We start from the raw sequence: 13,196 nt of genomic DNA, 5'->3' as shown, positions 1-13,196 counted from the left end.
GGTCGGGCCGCTCGCGCTCATTCTGGTGGCGGTGATGGCGGCGGGACCGTTGATGCGGTGGCGGCGCGACGAGGTCGGTGCGGTGATCGAGCGGCTGCAATGGCCGATCGCGGCGGCGCTGTTCGCGGCCGTCGGCGTGTTCGTGCTGGGCGGGTGGATCGGCGTGCTGCCGACCGCGGGGATCGGGCTCGCCGCGGGGCTGGCGGTGGCGAGTGTCGCGCCGTTGGCGAAACGCAACCTGCGCCGCGCGCCGCTGACCTTGTGGGGCATGGTGGTGGCGCATCTGGGCGTGGCGGTGTCGCTCGCGGGAATGGCGGCGTCGAGCGCGTTCACGACCGAGCGGCTGGCGGCGGTGTACGTCGGCGATCCGGTACAGGTGGCAGGGTTCACGGTGACGCTGGACGGGGTGCGCCCGGTGATCGGCGACAATTGGACCGCCTTGGAAGCGCGGCTGTCGGTGCGCGAGGGCGAGGACACGCCGTTCGTGCTGCGCCCGCAGGTGCGGTATTTCACCACGCCGGTGACGACGACCAACGAGAGCGCGATCGCGACGCTGGCGGGCGGGCAGCTGTACACCGTGCTGGGCGCACTGGGCGATGACGGGCGCTGGCAGCTCAGATTGTGGTGGAAGCCGTTCGTGACGCTGATCTGGCTGGGCGGCGCGATGATTGCCGCGGGCGGCGCGCTGTCGATCGTCGGGCACCAGCGGCGCGGGTGGATGAAGCGGCGGCGGCGCGCGGAGATGGAGTGGTACGCGTGAACGCCTCCGCGGCAGAGACGCCGGCCAGGCGCCGCTGGGTGGTGTGGCTGCCTTTGTGCGCGTTCGGCGTGATCGTCGCGGTCGTGATGTGGGGGCTGTACCTGCCCGCCGACCGCACCGTGCGTTCGGCGATGGTCGGCAAGCCGCTGCCCGCGTTCACGCTGCCGCCGATCGTGCCCGGAAAGCCGGGATTGTCCGACAAGGATTTCAGGCAGGGCAAGCCGCGGCTGCTTAACGTGTTCGCGAGCTGGTGCATCCCGTGCATCGCCGAGGCGCCGCAGCTGATGACGCTGAAGGCGGCGGGCGTACCGATCGACGCGGTCGCGATCCGTGACACGGGGCCGGCGATCACCGGTTTCCTGCGGCGCAACGGCGATCCGTACGCGCGGATCGGCGACGATGCGACGAGCCGACTGCAGCTGGCGCTCGGCTCGTCGGGGGTGCCAGAGACGTTCGTGATCGATGGACAGGGCGTGATCCGGATGCAGCACATCGGTGACATCCGTCAGGAGGATGTCGCGCGGTTGCAGCAGGCGTTGGCTGAGGCCGAGTGAAGCGGCTCGTCCTCGCGCTCGCGCTGGCGGCGACACCGGTGGCGGCGCAGCGACCGCCCGCCACGCTCGCCTATACGCAGCTGCCTGATCCGACGCAGGAGGCTCAGGCGCGCGCGCTGATGGAGACGCTGCGCTGCCTCGTCTGTCAGGGACAGTCGATCGCGGACTCGGACGCCGACATGGCAGGCGACATGCGCGCGCTGGTGCGGCAGCGGATCGCGGGCGGCGAGCGGCCTGGCGAGGTGCGAGCATGGCTGATCGCGCGCTACGGCGACTACGTGACGTTCGACCCGCCGGTTGGGGGCAGCACGTGGCCGCTGTGGATCGCGCCGATCGTGCTGCTAGGGCTCGGCGTGCTGGTCGCGCGCGCGTCGTTCCGCCGCCGGTAGAAAGCACTTGGGCGCGGCGGCAATCGCGCTTAGTCTCGCCAGAACAAAAGTTATGGGCGAGGGAAGTTCGATGCGGCTGGTCAGCAACCATATCGTCGAGGGACGCGCGGGACCGACGTTCGCGCCCGCTTACCCGGTGCTCGAGCAGGTGCGGCTGACCGACATTCGCGCGTTCACGCACGGTCAGCCTTGGGACGATTACGCCGCGATGCGCGCGCGTGCACCGGTGATGTGGCACGAGGGACCGCGCACCAGCGGCGGCGGCACGGGCGTCGGTTTCTGGGCGGTGACCGGGTACGAGGACGTGAAGCGCGTCAACGGTGATCCCGAGACCTTCTCGTCGGAGGCGGGTGGTATCCTGATGGGGCTCGGGCCGGAGGAGACGCGGCACCCGACCTTGTTCTCGGCCTCCACCAACTCGATGATCAACCTCGACGGGCGGGCGCATCGGCAGCTGCGGCGCGAGCACATGCCGTATTTCACCGCGAGCTACATGAAGGGCCTGCGCGCGCGCGTGGCGGGTGAGGTGACGCGGTTGCTCGACGGGGTGGCACCGATGGGCACGTGCGACTTCGTCGAGAAGTTCGCGCAGCGGCTGCCGATCTTTACCTTGTGCGAGATGCTGGGGGTGCCGGAGGCGGATCGTGAACGGTTCGTCGGCTGGATCCACTTCCTGGAAATGGCGCAGCAGGTCGCCGCCGAGCAGATCGAGCAGCTAGCAGGGCTGGCCGAGCCGAGCCCGCAGATTGCGGCGTTCATCCAGTTGTTCAACCACAACGTCGGCGAGATGTTCGAGTACGGGCGCGACATGCTGGCGAAGCGGCGCGCCGATCCCCAAGAAGACCTGATGAGCGCGATCGCCAACGCCGAGGTCGAGGGCGAGCGGTTGCCGGGCGAGTATCTCGACGGGGCGTGGCTGCTGATCGTGTTCGCGGGCAACGACACGACGCGCAACACGCTGTCGGGTGCGATGAAGCTGTTCACCGAGTACCCCGAGCAGAAGGCGCGATTGCAAGCGGATGGAAGCCTGCTGACCAACGCGGTGCACGAGATCACGCGGATGGTGTCGCCGGTCATCTACATGCGGCGAACCGCGACCCGCGACGTCGAGCTGAACGGTCAGATGATCGCGGCGGGCGAGAAGGTGATCATGTATTACGGCGCCGCGAACCGCGACGCCGCGATGTTTCCCGATCCCGACCGGTTCGACATCGCGCGCACCAATGCGGAGAAGAACATCGCCTTCGGCTACGGTCCGCACCTGTGCATCGGGCGGATGACCGCGCAGGTGCAGCTGGAGGAAGCGTACCGGCAGATCTTTCGGCGCTTTCCCGACATGCACTGGTCGGGCGGGATCGACATCGCGCCGAACAATTTCGTTCATGCGCTGCGGCGACTGGAGGTCGCGTTCACGCCCGAGCGGCGGGCGGCGTGAGCCGCTAGAGCGTGCCGGCCAGGATCGCGCGGGTGCCGGCGTGCAGCGGGTCGTATTCGACGATCGTGTCGAGGCTCTGCGCCATTGCGCGGATCAGCTTGGTGCCGACGCCCGTACCCTTCGGCACCGCGTCCCCGATGCCGACGCCGTCATCCTCAACCGACAGGCGGAAGCGCTGGTCGCCGTCGCGGGTGAGTGCGATGCGCACCTCGCCGGGGCCGTGCGGATAGGCGTATTTGCACGCGTTGCTGACCAGTTCGGTGACGATCACGCCCAAGGACACCGCGCGATCGGTCGGCAGGCGGACGGGTTCGGCCGCGAGTTTCAGCGCGCGCGGGGTGGCGGGCGTCGACCAGGTCGCGGTCAGCTCGTCGATCAATGCAGTCAGGTATTCGTGCATGTCGACGCTCTCCACCGCGTCGCCGGTGTAGAGGCGGCGGTGGACCTGCGCGATCGCGGTGATGCGGCGCTGCGTATCCTCCAGCGCGGCGCGTGCGGCCGCGTCGGTCAGCGCGCTCGACTGCATGCGGACCATCGCGGAGACGAGCTGGAGCGAGTTGGCGACGCGGTGATTGACCTCGGCGAGCAATGCCTCAAGCCGGGCGTTGCTGGCGCGCAGGTCTTCCTCGGCGCGCAGCGTCTGCTGCTCGAGCGTGCGACGTTCGATCACCTGCGCGAAGGTGGCGTCGAGCAGGTCGAAGAAATCCTCGCCCGGCGTCTTCACGACGTAATCGGCGGCACCGGCGCGCAGCGCGGCGATCGCGACGCGGCTTTCCTCCGACCCCGTCACGTAGACCACGGCGGGCGGGTTCGGCAGCGCGCGCAGGCGGGCGAGCGTTTCAAGCCCGTCGATGCCGGGCATGTAATGGTCGACCGCGACGAGATCGAACGGCTCGCTCGCCGCGGCGGCGACGCCCGCCTCTCCACCGTCGGCCGCGGTGACCGCATAGCCGCGTCTCTCCAGCGCGCGCGACACCAGCCGGCGGATACCGGCGTCGTCGTCGATGTAGAGGACGCGGCGCACGCTCACGTATCCGTCACCGGCCGTCGTCTAGATCGGGCACCTGGATGACCGACAGGAACAGCCCAAGCTGGCGGATCGCCTGCGCGAAGCTTTCGTAATTGACCGGCTTGGTGATGTAGACGTTGGCGCCGAGATCGTAGCAGCGCTGGATTTCGACCTTGTCGTCGGTGGTGGTCAGCACGACGACGGGGGTGCGGCGCACCGGGCCGTCGCTGCCCTTGATCCGCGCGAGGATGTCGGTGCCGCTCATGTCGGGCAGGTTGAGGTCGAGCAGGACGAGTGCGGGGCCGTTGCGCTGCGGGCCGTCGGCGGCGTTGAACAAGTAATCGAGCGCGGTGGTGCCGTCGGTGAAGTGGCGAATTTCGTTCAGGATCCCGGCGCGGCGGATGTTCTTCTCGATCAAGCGCGCGTGACCCTCATCGTCCTCGATCATCACGATGTTGACCGATTGCGGATTGGGAGAGGCGTTCATTCGGAGCGATCCTGCGGTTCGAGCGAGAGGGGGAGCGTTAGGCGGAAGGTGGCGCCTTCGCCAAGTGTCGAGGAAACCTCGATATGGCCGCCGAGGCGGAAGACGAGCGCGCGGACGGTAGCGAGGCCGATGCCTTCGCCTGGGCGATCCTGCGTGCCGGAGCGGCGGAATAGGTCGAAGACGCGCGAATGATCGCGCGGGTCGATGCCGCGGCCGTTGTCGGCGACCTCGATGATGATGCGCGAGGCCTGGCGGCGACCACGCACGGTGATGCGGCCGGGCACGCCGGGCTTCAGGTATTTGACCGCATTGTCGACGAGGTTGGAGAGAATCTGGTCGAGCGAGAAGCGGTCGCTGACGAGGTCGGGCATCGGTTGCTCGATCAGGATCTCGGCGTCCGCCTCGGTCAGGCGGTGGGTCATTGCGTCGCGGATGTTCTCGACCAGCGCGACGAGGTCGAGCCGTTCGGGCGAGAGTACGCGGCGGCCCTGGCGCGACAGCATCAGGATGGCGTTGATCAGCCGGTCCATCTTCTGCGTCGAGGTGCGGATGAAACCGATCGCCTCCGGCAAGTCCTCGCGCGCGGCGAGGCGCGCGTCCTCGCTGACCAGATGCGGCGCCTCCTGTTCGGCACGGTCGACCAGCTCGCCCAGCTGCTGGGTCGAGGCTTCGAGTTCGGCGGTGAAGCCCATCACGTTGACGAGCGGGGAACGCAGGTCGTGGCTGACGATATAGGCGAAGCGCTGGATCTCCTCGTTCGCGCGCGTCAGGTCAGCGGTGCGGTCGGCGACGATCGCCTCGAGGTTGGCGTTGAGTTCGTTGAGCGTGTCGCGCGAGCGCCCGAGATCGCGCGTGTAGGTGAGTACGGCGGCGAGCGAGATCAGCGCAACGACGACCAGCAACACGCCCGTCAGCGCGAGCATGACGTAGAAGGTGTGCACCGCGTCGCGCAATTCGGTGTCCCGCTGTGCGAGCAGCGTCCGCTCGATCGCGATCATGCGGTTCATCGTGCGGCGCACCGCCATCATGCGGCGGGAGGCGGTCTCAGCGCGGAAAAGGTCGCGCGCCTCGGCCGCGCGTCCTGCATCGATGAGCGCGATCGATTGCGCGCGCGCGGCGGCGATCGGGCCGATCTGAGCGTCGAGTTCGGCGACGTTGCGACGTTGCAGTGCGTTGTCGGCCACCAACGCGTCGAGTGCGGAGAGCCGAACGGGCAGATCGCGGGCGGTCGCCTGATAGGCGGTGCGCAGCAGCGGCACGTCGGGTGCGAGCAAATAGCCGCGCCGGGTCGTCTCGCCTTCCTCGATCAGGCGGCGCAGGTCGATGATCGCATTCTCGACCCGGTAGGTGTGTTCGACCCAGCGCGCGTGGACCTGATTGCGCTGCGTCATCCATGCAGCGGCAATCCCCGCGGCGACGAGCGCGAGGAAGCCGATCGACATCAGCGTGGTCAGCCGCTTGCCGATCGGGCTTTCTCTCGGCGAGACGAACAAGGTGGGCGAGCGGGCCATCGCGCCCGCGATAAGCAGTAAAGCGGACCTGTCACAAGTGTGATAGGTTAGGATCGCCGCCTAGCGTGACAATTAGAGCAGCGATTAAAGCAGTAATTCCTGGGCGGTGGCGCGACCGACGTGCCCGCCGCCGCGGCGTCGCGCCATCTCGGTCTCGGCAGTGAAGCGGATGTCGGGATCGCGGTCGGTCATGAACTTGACGAGGCTTTCCTCCTCGATCTCGCGCCATTCCTTGCCGCGGTCGGGGCCGTAACGGACGCGCGGCAGCAGACCGGGCTCATTCGACCATTCGACCAGTTGCGCGACGCTCGCCTCGTTCAGCTGGTCGCGGACGTGATGCGCGGTGACATAGGCGTCGGGGAAGGCGCGGTGCGCGGGGAGGCCGCGCTCGTGCTCCAGCCCGTAGGGCTTGCGCCAGTAGCGCAGTACCTGGTTGGAGAAGGACGGGCTGTCCGGCCAGAGCCGCAGCGCGCACTTCCACGTGCAGATCCAGTCGGCGTTGCGCGTGAAAGCGGGAGTGCAGAACTGCTCCTCAAACGCGGCACGGTGCGCGGCGAGCGCGACGCGGCGTGGATAAGGGTCGAGCACCTGGCGCGCGACATCGTGCCAGTAGGGCGCGTCGGCGACATCCTCGTCGCGGATGTGGTGGATTGCCTGCGTGACGGGCGGCATCGGGCGGCCGGGATTGACGAGGATGTTGCCACCCTCTCCGTAGAGCTCCCAGCGGCCCTCCTCACCCAGCGCCACGTCCTGCCAGCCGACCTCGCACACCGCATGCGCGGGCGGGGCGGAGCCGGTCGTCTCCAGGTCGATGACGCGAACGATCTGCGGTTGCGGGCGGGGGCGGGTGGTGAACGTCGACACGGAAGGTAAATGGGCGTTCAGGCGTGCGAATACCACCACACGCCGTCGCGCGCGGTGCGAACCGCGCGACCGGTGACTTCGAGATGGCGCAGGTGCGCGAGTGCCTCACCCGTTGCCATGCCGATCACGTCGGGGCCGATCGGGCGGCGGAACAGCTGTGCGAAACAGTCCACTGCGCGGCGCGGCTCGGTCATGTAGGCGACGAGCGCGTTGAGCCGTTCGCGGTGCTCCTGCTCCAGTGCGTCCAGCCGCGCGTGAAGGCCGTAGAACGGGTCGCCGTGGCCGGGCAGGACGAGCAGATCGTCTGGCAGCCGGCGGAAACGCTCGATCGAGGCGAGCCAGTCGCCGAGCGGGTCGGCGCCGGGTTCGCCGGCGTGGAGCGAGATGTTAGAGCTGATCCGCGGCAGCACCTGATCGCCCGCGATCAGGATGCGGCGATCATAGTCGACGAGGCAGGCGTGCTCGGGCGAGTGGCCGCTGCCGACGACGACGTGCCAGTCGGCGCCACCGATCCGCAGCACCTCGCCGTCCTGGATGCGGGTATAGCCGAGCGGCAGGCGCGCGATCACCTTGGCGAAGCGTGCGAACCCGCCCTTGCTTGCCTGCGCGATCTGGTCCTCGTCCCAGCCGGCGCCGCGCCAGAAGGCGATTTGCTCGTCTGGCACCTCCGGTCGCGCGTCCGACGACAGCATCCGCGCGGTCAGCCACTCGGTGCGCGTCATCAGGATTGGCGCGTCGTCGAAGCGGCGTGAGAGCCAGCCGGCGAGGCCGAGATGATCGGGATGCATGTGCGTGCACAAAATGCGCCCGATCCGCTCGCCGGCAAGCGGGCCGTCGAGGATCGCGCGCCACGCCTCGGTCGTCCGCGGGCTGGCGGTGCCAGTGTCGACGCTAAGCAGGCACGGGCCGTTCGCGTCGTGATCGTCCAGGATCAGCCCGTTGACGTGCTTGAGCGGCCCCGACATCGGCACGCGCCACCAGCGGATGCCGGGCGCGATCGTCACCAGCTCGCCAGATTTGGGCGCGCGGTCGCCAAACGGATAGGTGAGGCCGGCAGCGCTGGTCGGGGTCAGTCGCTCGTCGCCGATCAGTCCGCGCTGGTGGTGTGTCGCCATGCCGGGGACGCTAGCGGGCGTTGGCGGCGCACGTCACGCAGATAATGAAGCGGGCGGCTTAATCCGTGCAGGCGCAGCCGCGCCGAGCGTGTCGGCCGTGACGCAAGCAATAAGAGCCGCGAGGCGGGGTTTCCGCTCGCGGCTCCAATCCTTGCGTCGCTCCGCGCAAATCAGCGGCGGAACGGGTCCTCGAACGCGGGGCGTGCGGTCGCGCCCTCGTCGTAGCCGTTTTCCGCGTCGCGCGCGGCCTGGTCGCGCTCGGCACGCAAGGACGCGATCAGCGCCTGACGGTCGCCGTCGAGGCGGGTGTCGGTCTGCTGCTGCTCGATGCCCGCTGCCTTCGCCGCCTTGTTCACCGCAGCGTCGAGCTCGCGCTGGCTGGTGAGGCCGAGCGTGACCGGGTCCTTGGGCGTAATGTTGGCGATGTTCCAGTGGCTGCGATCGCGGATCGCGGCGATCGTCGTGCGCGTGGTGCCGATCAACTGCGAGATCTGACCGTCCGAAATCTCGGGATGGTTGCGGATGATCCAGGCGATGCCGTCGGGCTTGTCCTGCCGCTTCGACACCGGGGTATAGCGCGGACCCTTGGTGCGGCGGACCTGATCGGGACCCTTGGTCATCTGCATCCGATAGTCGGGATCGGCCTGCGCGCGATCGACCTCCTCCTGCGTCACCTCGTGCGCGCGGATCGGATCGCGGCCGGTCAGCTTGGTCGCGGCGGTATCGTCGGCGATCGCCTGCACTTCCAGGATGTGGAGGCCGCAGAAATCGGCGATCTGCTCAAACGAGAGCGCGGTATTGTCGACCAGCCAGGAAGCAGTGGCGTGGGGCATGAGCGGCTGGGCCATGCGGGAACTCCATAAATGCAAAGGGCCGCCCCTTACCGGAGCGGCCACACCATGCCCGGAGACTTAGTGCAGGGGGAGGGCGAGGGCAAGCGGCGGATGCGCGTCGCTCAAGGCTGGCGGCTCAGGCGGCGAGGCGGGCGGGCGCGATCGGTTGCAGCGCCGCGAGGAACTGCTCGGTCGCGGCGGCCCAGGTGAAGCGTTGTCCAGCCGCGGCGCAGGCGGTGCGGCCGAGCGCGAGTGCGGCGTTGATCGCGGTCGGCAGGTCTTCGTGCATCGCGCCGGTTGCGGAGGTGAGCACGTCGACCGGACCGGCCACCGGGAAGGCGGCGACGGGCGTGCCGCAGGCGATCGCTTCGATCATGACGAGGCCGAACGTGTCGGTGCGGCTGGGAAAGACAAAGGCGTCGGCGCTGCGATAGGCGGCGGCGAGCGCGTCACCCGAGCGGCGGCCGAGGAAGTGCGCGGCAGGGAAATGCTGTTGCAGCCACGTGAGCGCGGGGCCATCGCCAATCACGACCTTGCTGCCCGGCACGTCGGCGGCGAGGAACGCGTCGAGGTTCTTCTCGACCGCGACACGGCCGACGTAGAGCAGGACAGGACCTGGCAGCGTTCGGATTGCGGGGTCGAGCGGGCCGGTCGGCGTAAAGCAGGCGAGGTCGACGCCGCGTCCCCACAATCGCGTGTGGTGCAGGCCGTGCGCGTGCAACTCGGCGGCGATCGTCGGGGTGGAGACGAGCACGGCCTGTGCGGCGGCGTGGAACCAGCGGACGTAACGCCACACCCACGCAGGATCGACGCCGGTACGCGCGGCGACATAGTCAGGGAATTGCGTGTGATAGGCGGTGGTGAAGGGCAGCGCGCGCGCGCCGCACCAACGCCTTGCCGCCAACCCAAGCGGACCTTCGGTCGCGATATGGATCGCGTCGGGCGCGAAGGTGGCCAGGCGGCGTCCGACCGCGCTGCGTCCGGCGAGTGCGAGGCGAATTTCGGGATAGGTCGGGCAGGGCAGGCTGGCGAAGGCGTCGGGCGCGATCACCAGCACCTCGTGGCCGAGTGCCAGCAGCTGCGCGCGCGTCGCCTCCAGCGTGCGGACGACGCCGTTGACCTGCGGTGCCCAGGCGTCGGTGACGATCGCGATCCGCACGGGCGCTCAGGCAGCGAGGGTGAGCGGAGCGGTGGTGGCCGCAGCGTCGCGAGTGCGGCGCGCGATCTCGTCGGCCCAGTGGAGCAATTCCATGCGGCCGTCGTGATGCTCAACCAGCGCGGTGCAGCCCTCCACCCAGTCGCCGTCGTTGTAATAAGCGACGCCGGCGATGTCGCGCATCTCCGCGGTGTGGATGTGGCCGCACACGACGCCGTCGACGCCGCGTGCGCCGGCGGCCTGTGCGACCACCTCCTCGAAGCGCGAGATGAAGGCGACCGCGTTCTTGACCTTCGCCTTGGCGTGTTTCGAGAGCGACCAATAGGGCATGCCCGCGCGGCGGCGGAAGGCGTTAACCCAGCGGTTCAGCCCCATCAGCGCGGTGTAGGCGGCGTCACCGACGTGGGCGAGCCAGGTGTGCGCGAGCGTGATCGCGTCGAACTCGTCGCCGTGGAGCACCAGCAGGCGGCGGCCGTCCGCCGTCTCGTGGATCGCCTTGCGCCTGATCTGGATGCCACCGAAGTCCAGGCCGGCGAACTGGCGGAACATTTCGTCGTGGTTGCCCGGGATGTAGACCATCCGCGTGCCACGGCGGGCGCGCTTCATCAGCCGCCAGACGACATCGTTGTGCGCAGGCGGCCAGTAGAAACGCTTTTTCAGCCGCCAGCCATCGATCATGTCGCCGACCAAGTACATCGTATCGCTGTCGACATGGTCGAGGAAGTCGATCAGCAGGTCGGCGTTGCAGCCGCGGGTGCCCAGATGCACGTCGCTGATCCAGATCGTGCGGTAGCGGCGGCGGGCATTATCCTCAGGTTCGGGGCGATGCGGACGCGAGGCGGCGAAATCGAACAGGTCGGTGATGTCGGCACCGTTGGCCGGTGCGGTCGTCAGGCGCGCGATCGTCGTGGCGGTCATCGTCGTGGCTCTCCCGGTCGGGAAAGGTCCTACACCGGCCATGTTACGCCCGCGTCTCGGTGGCGTGACGCCGTTGCGACAGGGCCGTGACGCGGTCGCGACAGGGGCGTGACGATTCGGCGACACGCATCCGGTTGCACGCAACTGTCTCACGCCTGCAACATGGCTGTGCTTTTACGCGCACCACATGCCGCGGGGGCGTGCCGCATCGTTGACAGGCGTGGCGGCACGAAGGAAGCGGGCAGCAACAGGAGGAATTATCATGTCGTTCAAGTCCATGCTGGGTGGCAGCGTCGCCGCCGCGCTGATGACCGTTTCCACCGCGGCCGCGGCGGCGCCCGCGCCGACGAACCAGGCGGCGTCCTTGTCGATCCGCGCGGCGGCACCGACCGCGAAGTCGAGCAAGATCGGCGCGGCGGTGCCGACGGGCACGCTGATCAATATCGGCATCCTGGCGGTAATCGTCGCGGTGGTGCTGGTCGCCACCGACAACGGCAGCGACAACAGCGACAGCAACTGAGCCGAGGCGCTTCGCCGACCGGCGGGGTGAAAACAGAAAACGGTGCGGCGGGGATGCTCGGCGCACCGTTTTTCGTTTCGGCTGTCTTGTTGCTCAGTCGAGGGTCAGCACGATCTTGCCGACATGGTCGCCCGCCTCCATCCGGCGGTGCGCGTCGGCGGCCTCGGCGAGCGGGAAGGTACGATCCATCACCGGCTTCAACCGCCCGGCCTCCACGTGCGGCCACACCGTCTTGTGCAGTTCGTCGGCGACCAGCCCCTTGAACGCGGCGTCGCGGGCGCGCAGCGTCGAGCCGGTCAGCGTCAGGCGGCGGCGCATGATGTCGAAGATCGGGATCGTCGCGTGCGTACCGCCCTGCACGGCGATCGAGACATGGCGGCCGTCGTTGGCCAGGCACTGCATGTTGCGGGGCACGTAATCGCCGCCAACCATGTCGAGCACCGCGGCGCAGCCCTTGCCCCCGGTGATTGACTTCACCTCGGCGACGAAATCCTGCGTCTTGTAGTTGATCGCGTGGTGCGCGCCGAGTTCGCGCGCCGCGGCGCATTTCTCGTCCGAGCCCGCGGTCACGATGATCGTCAGCCCGAACAGGTTGGCGAGCGCGATCGCCATCGTGCCAATGCCGCTGGTGCCACCGTGGACGAGCACGGTGTCACCCTCGACCGCGAAGGCGCGCTCGAACAGGTTGGTCCACACGGTGAAGAGCGTTTCGGGAAGCGCGGCGGCCTCCGCCATCGACAGCGCCTCGGGCACGGGCAGGCACTGCGCGGCGGGAGCGACCGCGTACTGGGCATAGGCACCGCCGGCGACGAGCGCGCAGACAGGCTGGCCGATCATCGCCGCATCGACCTCGTCGCCGACCGCGACGACGGTTCCGGCGAGTTCGAGCCCGAGCGTCGAAGGTGCGCCGGGTGGGGGCGGGTAGCCGCCCTTGCGCTGGAGCACGTCGGGGCGGTTGACCCCGGCAGCGGCGACGCGGATCAGCACCTCGCCCGCGGCCGGAGCGGGCACCGGACGCTCGACCGGCACGAGCACCTCGGGTCCGCCCGGCGCATCAGGATCGATCGTCAGCATCGTCTCGGGTAGGTCACCCATCACACGAAGTCCCCCATTTCGCCGCGGCCTTATTGACTTCGCATCCGGCAGGGTCAACGTTCGTCATCGTGGACTTGGACGATATCCTCGGTCGCCGCGGCGACGATCCGTTGACGGCGTTGCTGGCGGAGGACCTCGATCGGCTGTCTGTCGGCGAGCTGGAAGCGCGGGTTGCGGCGCTGGAGGCAGAGATCGCGCGCTGTCGCGCGAAGATCGATGGCGCGGTGAGCCACCGCGCGAGCGCGGACTCGCTGTTCAAGTCGTGAGACGCGCGCGTCGATGATCGGGACCTCCCGCCTGCACATGCCGAAGGCGATGCGGGGGGTGCGTGGCGAGCGTGCGCGGGGTCGGCCTTGCCGGAGCCAACCGACGGCCATGAACGTTCAACCCGGTGATGGCGAGAAGGGCGTGCGGCTTGATGCGGGGCGCTCGACTACCGACATAGGTGGAAAGGGCGATGCCTGTTCGGGCAGCGCCCGACAGGAGTAAGTAACCGATGCCTTCTTTCGCCAGCGCTCTCGAGACCACGCTGCACAAGGCGCTCGAGGCC

Annotated in this window: 15 protein-coding genes; 6 read left to right on the top strand and 9 right to left on the bottom strand. The window is 68.7% G+C overall.

Features of this window, described 5'->3' with window-relative positions; translation table 11 throughout:
* From QZ847_RS10805 to QZ847_RS10790, 4 genes are all read left to right on the top strand, one after another.
* Positions 1-760: cytochrome c-type biogenesis CcmF C-terminal domain-containing protein (locus tag QZ847_RS10805; protein WP_294356418.1), on the top strand; the 760-nt coding region annotated here is incomplete at its 5' end.
* Between the two features lie 86 nt (positions 761-846).
* Positions 847-1,314 carry a DsbE family thiol:disulfide interchange protein gene (locus QZ847_RS10800; protein ID WP_294356421.1) on the top strand — a complete coding sequence of 156 codons (468 nt, stop codon included), beginning with the start codon at positions 847-849 and terminating at the stop codon, positions 1,312-1,314.
* Complete coding sequence (locus QZ847_RS10795) at positions 1,311-1,703, top strand: cytochrome c-type biogenesis protein (RefSeq protein WP_294356415.1); 393 nt, start codon at positions 1,311-1,313, stop codon at positions 1,701-1,703. The genes QZ847_RS10800 and QZ847_RS10795 overlap by 4 nt, the downstream gene beginning before the upstream one ends.
* Before the next feature lie 70 nt (positions 1,704-1,773).
* The gene (locus QZ847_RS10790) at positions 1,774-3,138 is read left to right on the top strand and encodes a cytochrome P450 (protein ID WP_294356413.1); all 1,365 of its coding nucleotides are present in this window, start codon (positions 1,774-1,776) and stop codon (positions 3,136-3,138) included.
* Between the two features lie 4 nt (positions 3,139-3,142).
* On the opposite strand, the gene QZ847_RS10785 is transcribed toward QZ847_RS10790, so the two are convergent.
* The 8 genes from QZ847_RS10785 to QZ847_RS10750 all read right to left on the bottom strand — a co-directional run bounded on the left by QZ847_RS10785 (position 3,143) and on the right by QZ847_RS10750 (position 11,031).
* Complete coding sequence (locus tag QZ847_RS10785) at positions 3,143-4,168, bottom strand: histidine kinase dimerization/phosphoacceptor domain -containing protein (RefSeq protein ID WP_294356411.1); 1,026 nt, start codon at positions 4,166-4,168, stop codon at positions 3,143-3,145.
* A gap of 7 nt (positions 4,169-4,175) precedes the next feature.
* The gene (locus QZ847_RS10780) at positions 4,176-4,634 is read right to left on the bottom strand and encodes a response regulator (protein WP_294190055.1); all 459 of its coding nucleotides are present in this window, start codon (positions 4,632-4,634) and stop codon (positions 4,176-4,178) included.
* Positions 4,631-6,145, bottom strand: coding sequence for an ATP-binding protein (locus QZ847_RS10775; RefSeq protein WP_294356410.1), 1,515 nt, complete (start codon positions 6,143-6,145; stop codon positions 4,631-4,633). Before QZ847_RS10775 ends, QZ847_RS10780 begins: the two co-directional genes overlap by 4 nt.
* A gap of 84 nt (positions 6,146-6,229) precedes the next feature.
* Positions 6,230-7,009, bottom strand: a complete 780-nt coding sequence (locus QZ847_RS10770) for a 3'-5' exonuclease (RefSeq protein WP_294356408.1) — start codon at positions 7,007-7,009, stop codon at positions 6,230-6,232.
* 17 nt (positions 7,010-7,026) lie between these two features.
* Positions 7,027-8,124, bottom strand: coding sequence for an MBL fold metallo-hydrolase (locus tag QZ847_RS10765; RefSeq protein ID WP_294356407.1), 1,098 nt, complete (start codon positions 8,122-8,124; stop codon positions 7,027-7,029).
* A gap of 170 nt (positions 8,125-8,294) precedes the next feature.
* Positions 8,295-8,972, bottom strand: coding sequence for a DUF1013 domain-containing protein (locus QZ847_RS10760; RefSeq protein ID WP_294190051.1), 678 nt, complete (start codon positions 8,970-8,972; stop codon positions 8,295-8,297).
* Between the two features lie 121 nt (positions 8,973-9,093).
* Positions 9,094-10,116, bottom strand: coding sequence for a glycosyltransferase family 1 protein (locus QZ847_RS10755; RefSeq protein WP_294356404.1), 1,023 nt, complete (start codon positions 10,114-10,116; stop codon positions 9,094-9,096).
* Between the two features lie 6 nt (positions 10,117-10,122).
* Positions 10,123-11,031, bottom strand: coding sequence for a UDP-2,3-diacylglucosamine diphosphatase (locus QZ847_RS10750; RefSeq protein WP_294356402.1), 909 nt, complete (start codon positions 11,029-11,031; stop codon positions 10,123-10,125).
* A gap of 262 nt (positions 11,032-11,293) precedes the next feature.
* Between QZ847_RS10750 and QZ847_RS10745 the strand changes: the two genes are divergently transcribed.
* Complete coding sequence (locus tag QZ847_RS10745; protein WP_294356400.1) at positions 11,294-11,551, top strand: hypothetical protein; 258 nt, start codon at positions 11,294-11,296, stop codon at positions 11,549-11,551.
* A 93-nt stretch (positions 11,552-11,644) separates the two neighbouring features.
* Here QZ847_RS10745 and QZ847_RS10740 read toward each other — a convergent pair whose 3' ends face one another.
* Complete coding sequence (locus QZ847_RS10740; protein ID WP_294356398.1) at positions 11,645-12,646, bottom strand: NAD(P)H-quinone oxidoreductase; 1,002 nt, start codon at positions 12,644-12,646, stop codon at positions 11,645-11,647.
* Positions 12,647-12,714: 68 nt separating this feature from the next.
* Between QZ847_RS10740 and QZ847_RS10735 the strand changes: the two genes are divergently transcribed.
* Entirely contained in the window at positions 12,715-12,912 is a 198-nt protein-coding gene (locus QZ847_RS10735) for a DUF1192 domain-containing protein (protein WP_294356395.1), read from the top strand.
* The last annotated feature ends 284 nt before the right edge of the window (positions 12,913-13,196 follow it).

It is taken from the genome of uncultured Sphingomonas sp. (assembly GCF_913778135.1).
GTDB lineage: Bacteria > Pseudomonadota > Alphaproteobacteria > Sphingomonadales > Sphingomonadaceae > Sphingomonas.
Note: the sequence above shows the minus strand (reverse complement) of the source record. Positions and strands in the feature narration are given on the sequence as shown.

Excerpts from the sequence above, each read along its gene's own strand:
- QZ847_RS10765 (WP_294356407.1), bottom strand. The coding sequence starts at position 8,124 with ATGGCGACACACCACCAGCGCGGACTGATCGGCGACGAGCGACTGACC.
- QZ847_RS10750 (WP_294356402.1), bottom strand. The coding sequence starts at position 11,031 with ATGACCGCCACGACGATCGCGCGCCTGACGACCGCACCGGCCAACGGT.
- QZ847_RS10780 (WP_294190055.1), bottom strand. The coding sequence starts at position 4,634 with ATGAACGCCTCTCCCAATCCGCAATCGGTCAACATCGTGATGATCGAG.
- QZ847_RS10740 (WP_294356398.1), bottom strand. The coding sequence starts at position 12,646 with ATGGGTGACCTACCCGAGACGATGCTGACGATCGATCCTGATGCGCCG.
- QZ847_RS10800 (WP_294356421.1), top strand. The coding sequence starts at position 847 with ATGTGGGGGCTGTACCTGCCCGCCGACCGCACCGTGCGTTCGGCGATG.
- QZ847_RS10760 (WP_294190051.1), bottom strand. The coding sequence starts at position 8,972 with ATGGCCCAGCCGCTCATGCCCCACGCCACTGCTTCCTGGCTGGTCGAC.
- QZ847_RS10790 (WP_294356413.1), top strand. The coding sequence starts at position 1,774 with ATGCGGCTGGTCAGCAACCATATCGTCGAGGGACGCGCGGGACCGACG.
- QZ847_RS10745 (WP_294356400.1), top strand. The coding sequence starts at position 11,294 with ATGTCGTTCAAGTCCATGCTGGGTGGCAGCGTCGCCGCCGCGCTGATG.
- QZ847_RS10775 (WP_294356410.1), bottom strand. The coding sequence starts at position 6,145 with ATGGCCCGCTCGCCCACCTTGTTCGTCTCGCCGAGAGAAAGCCCGATC.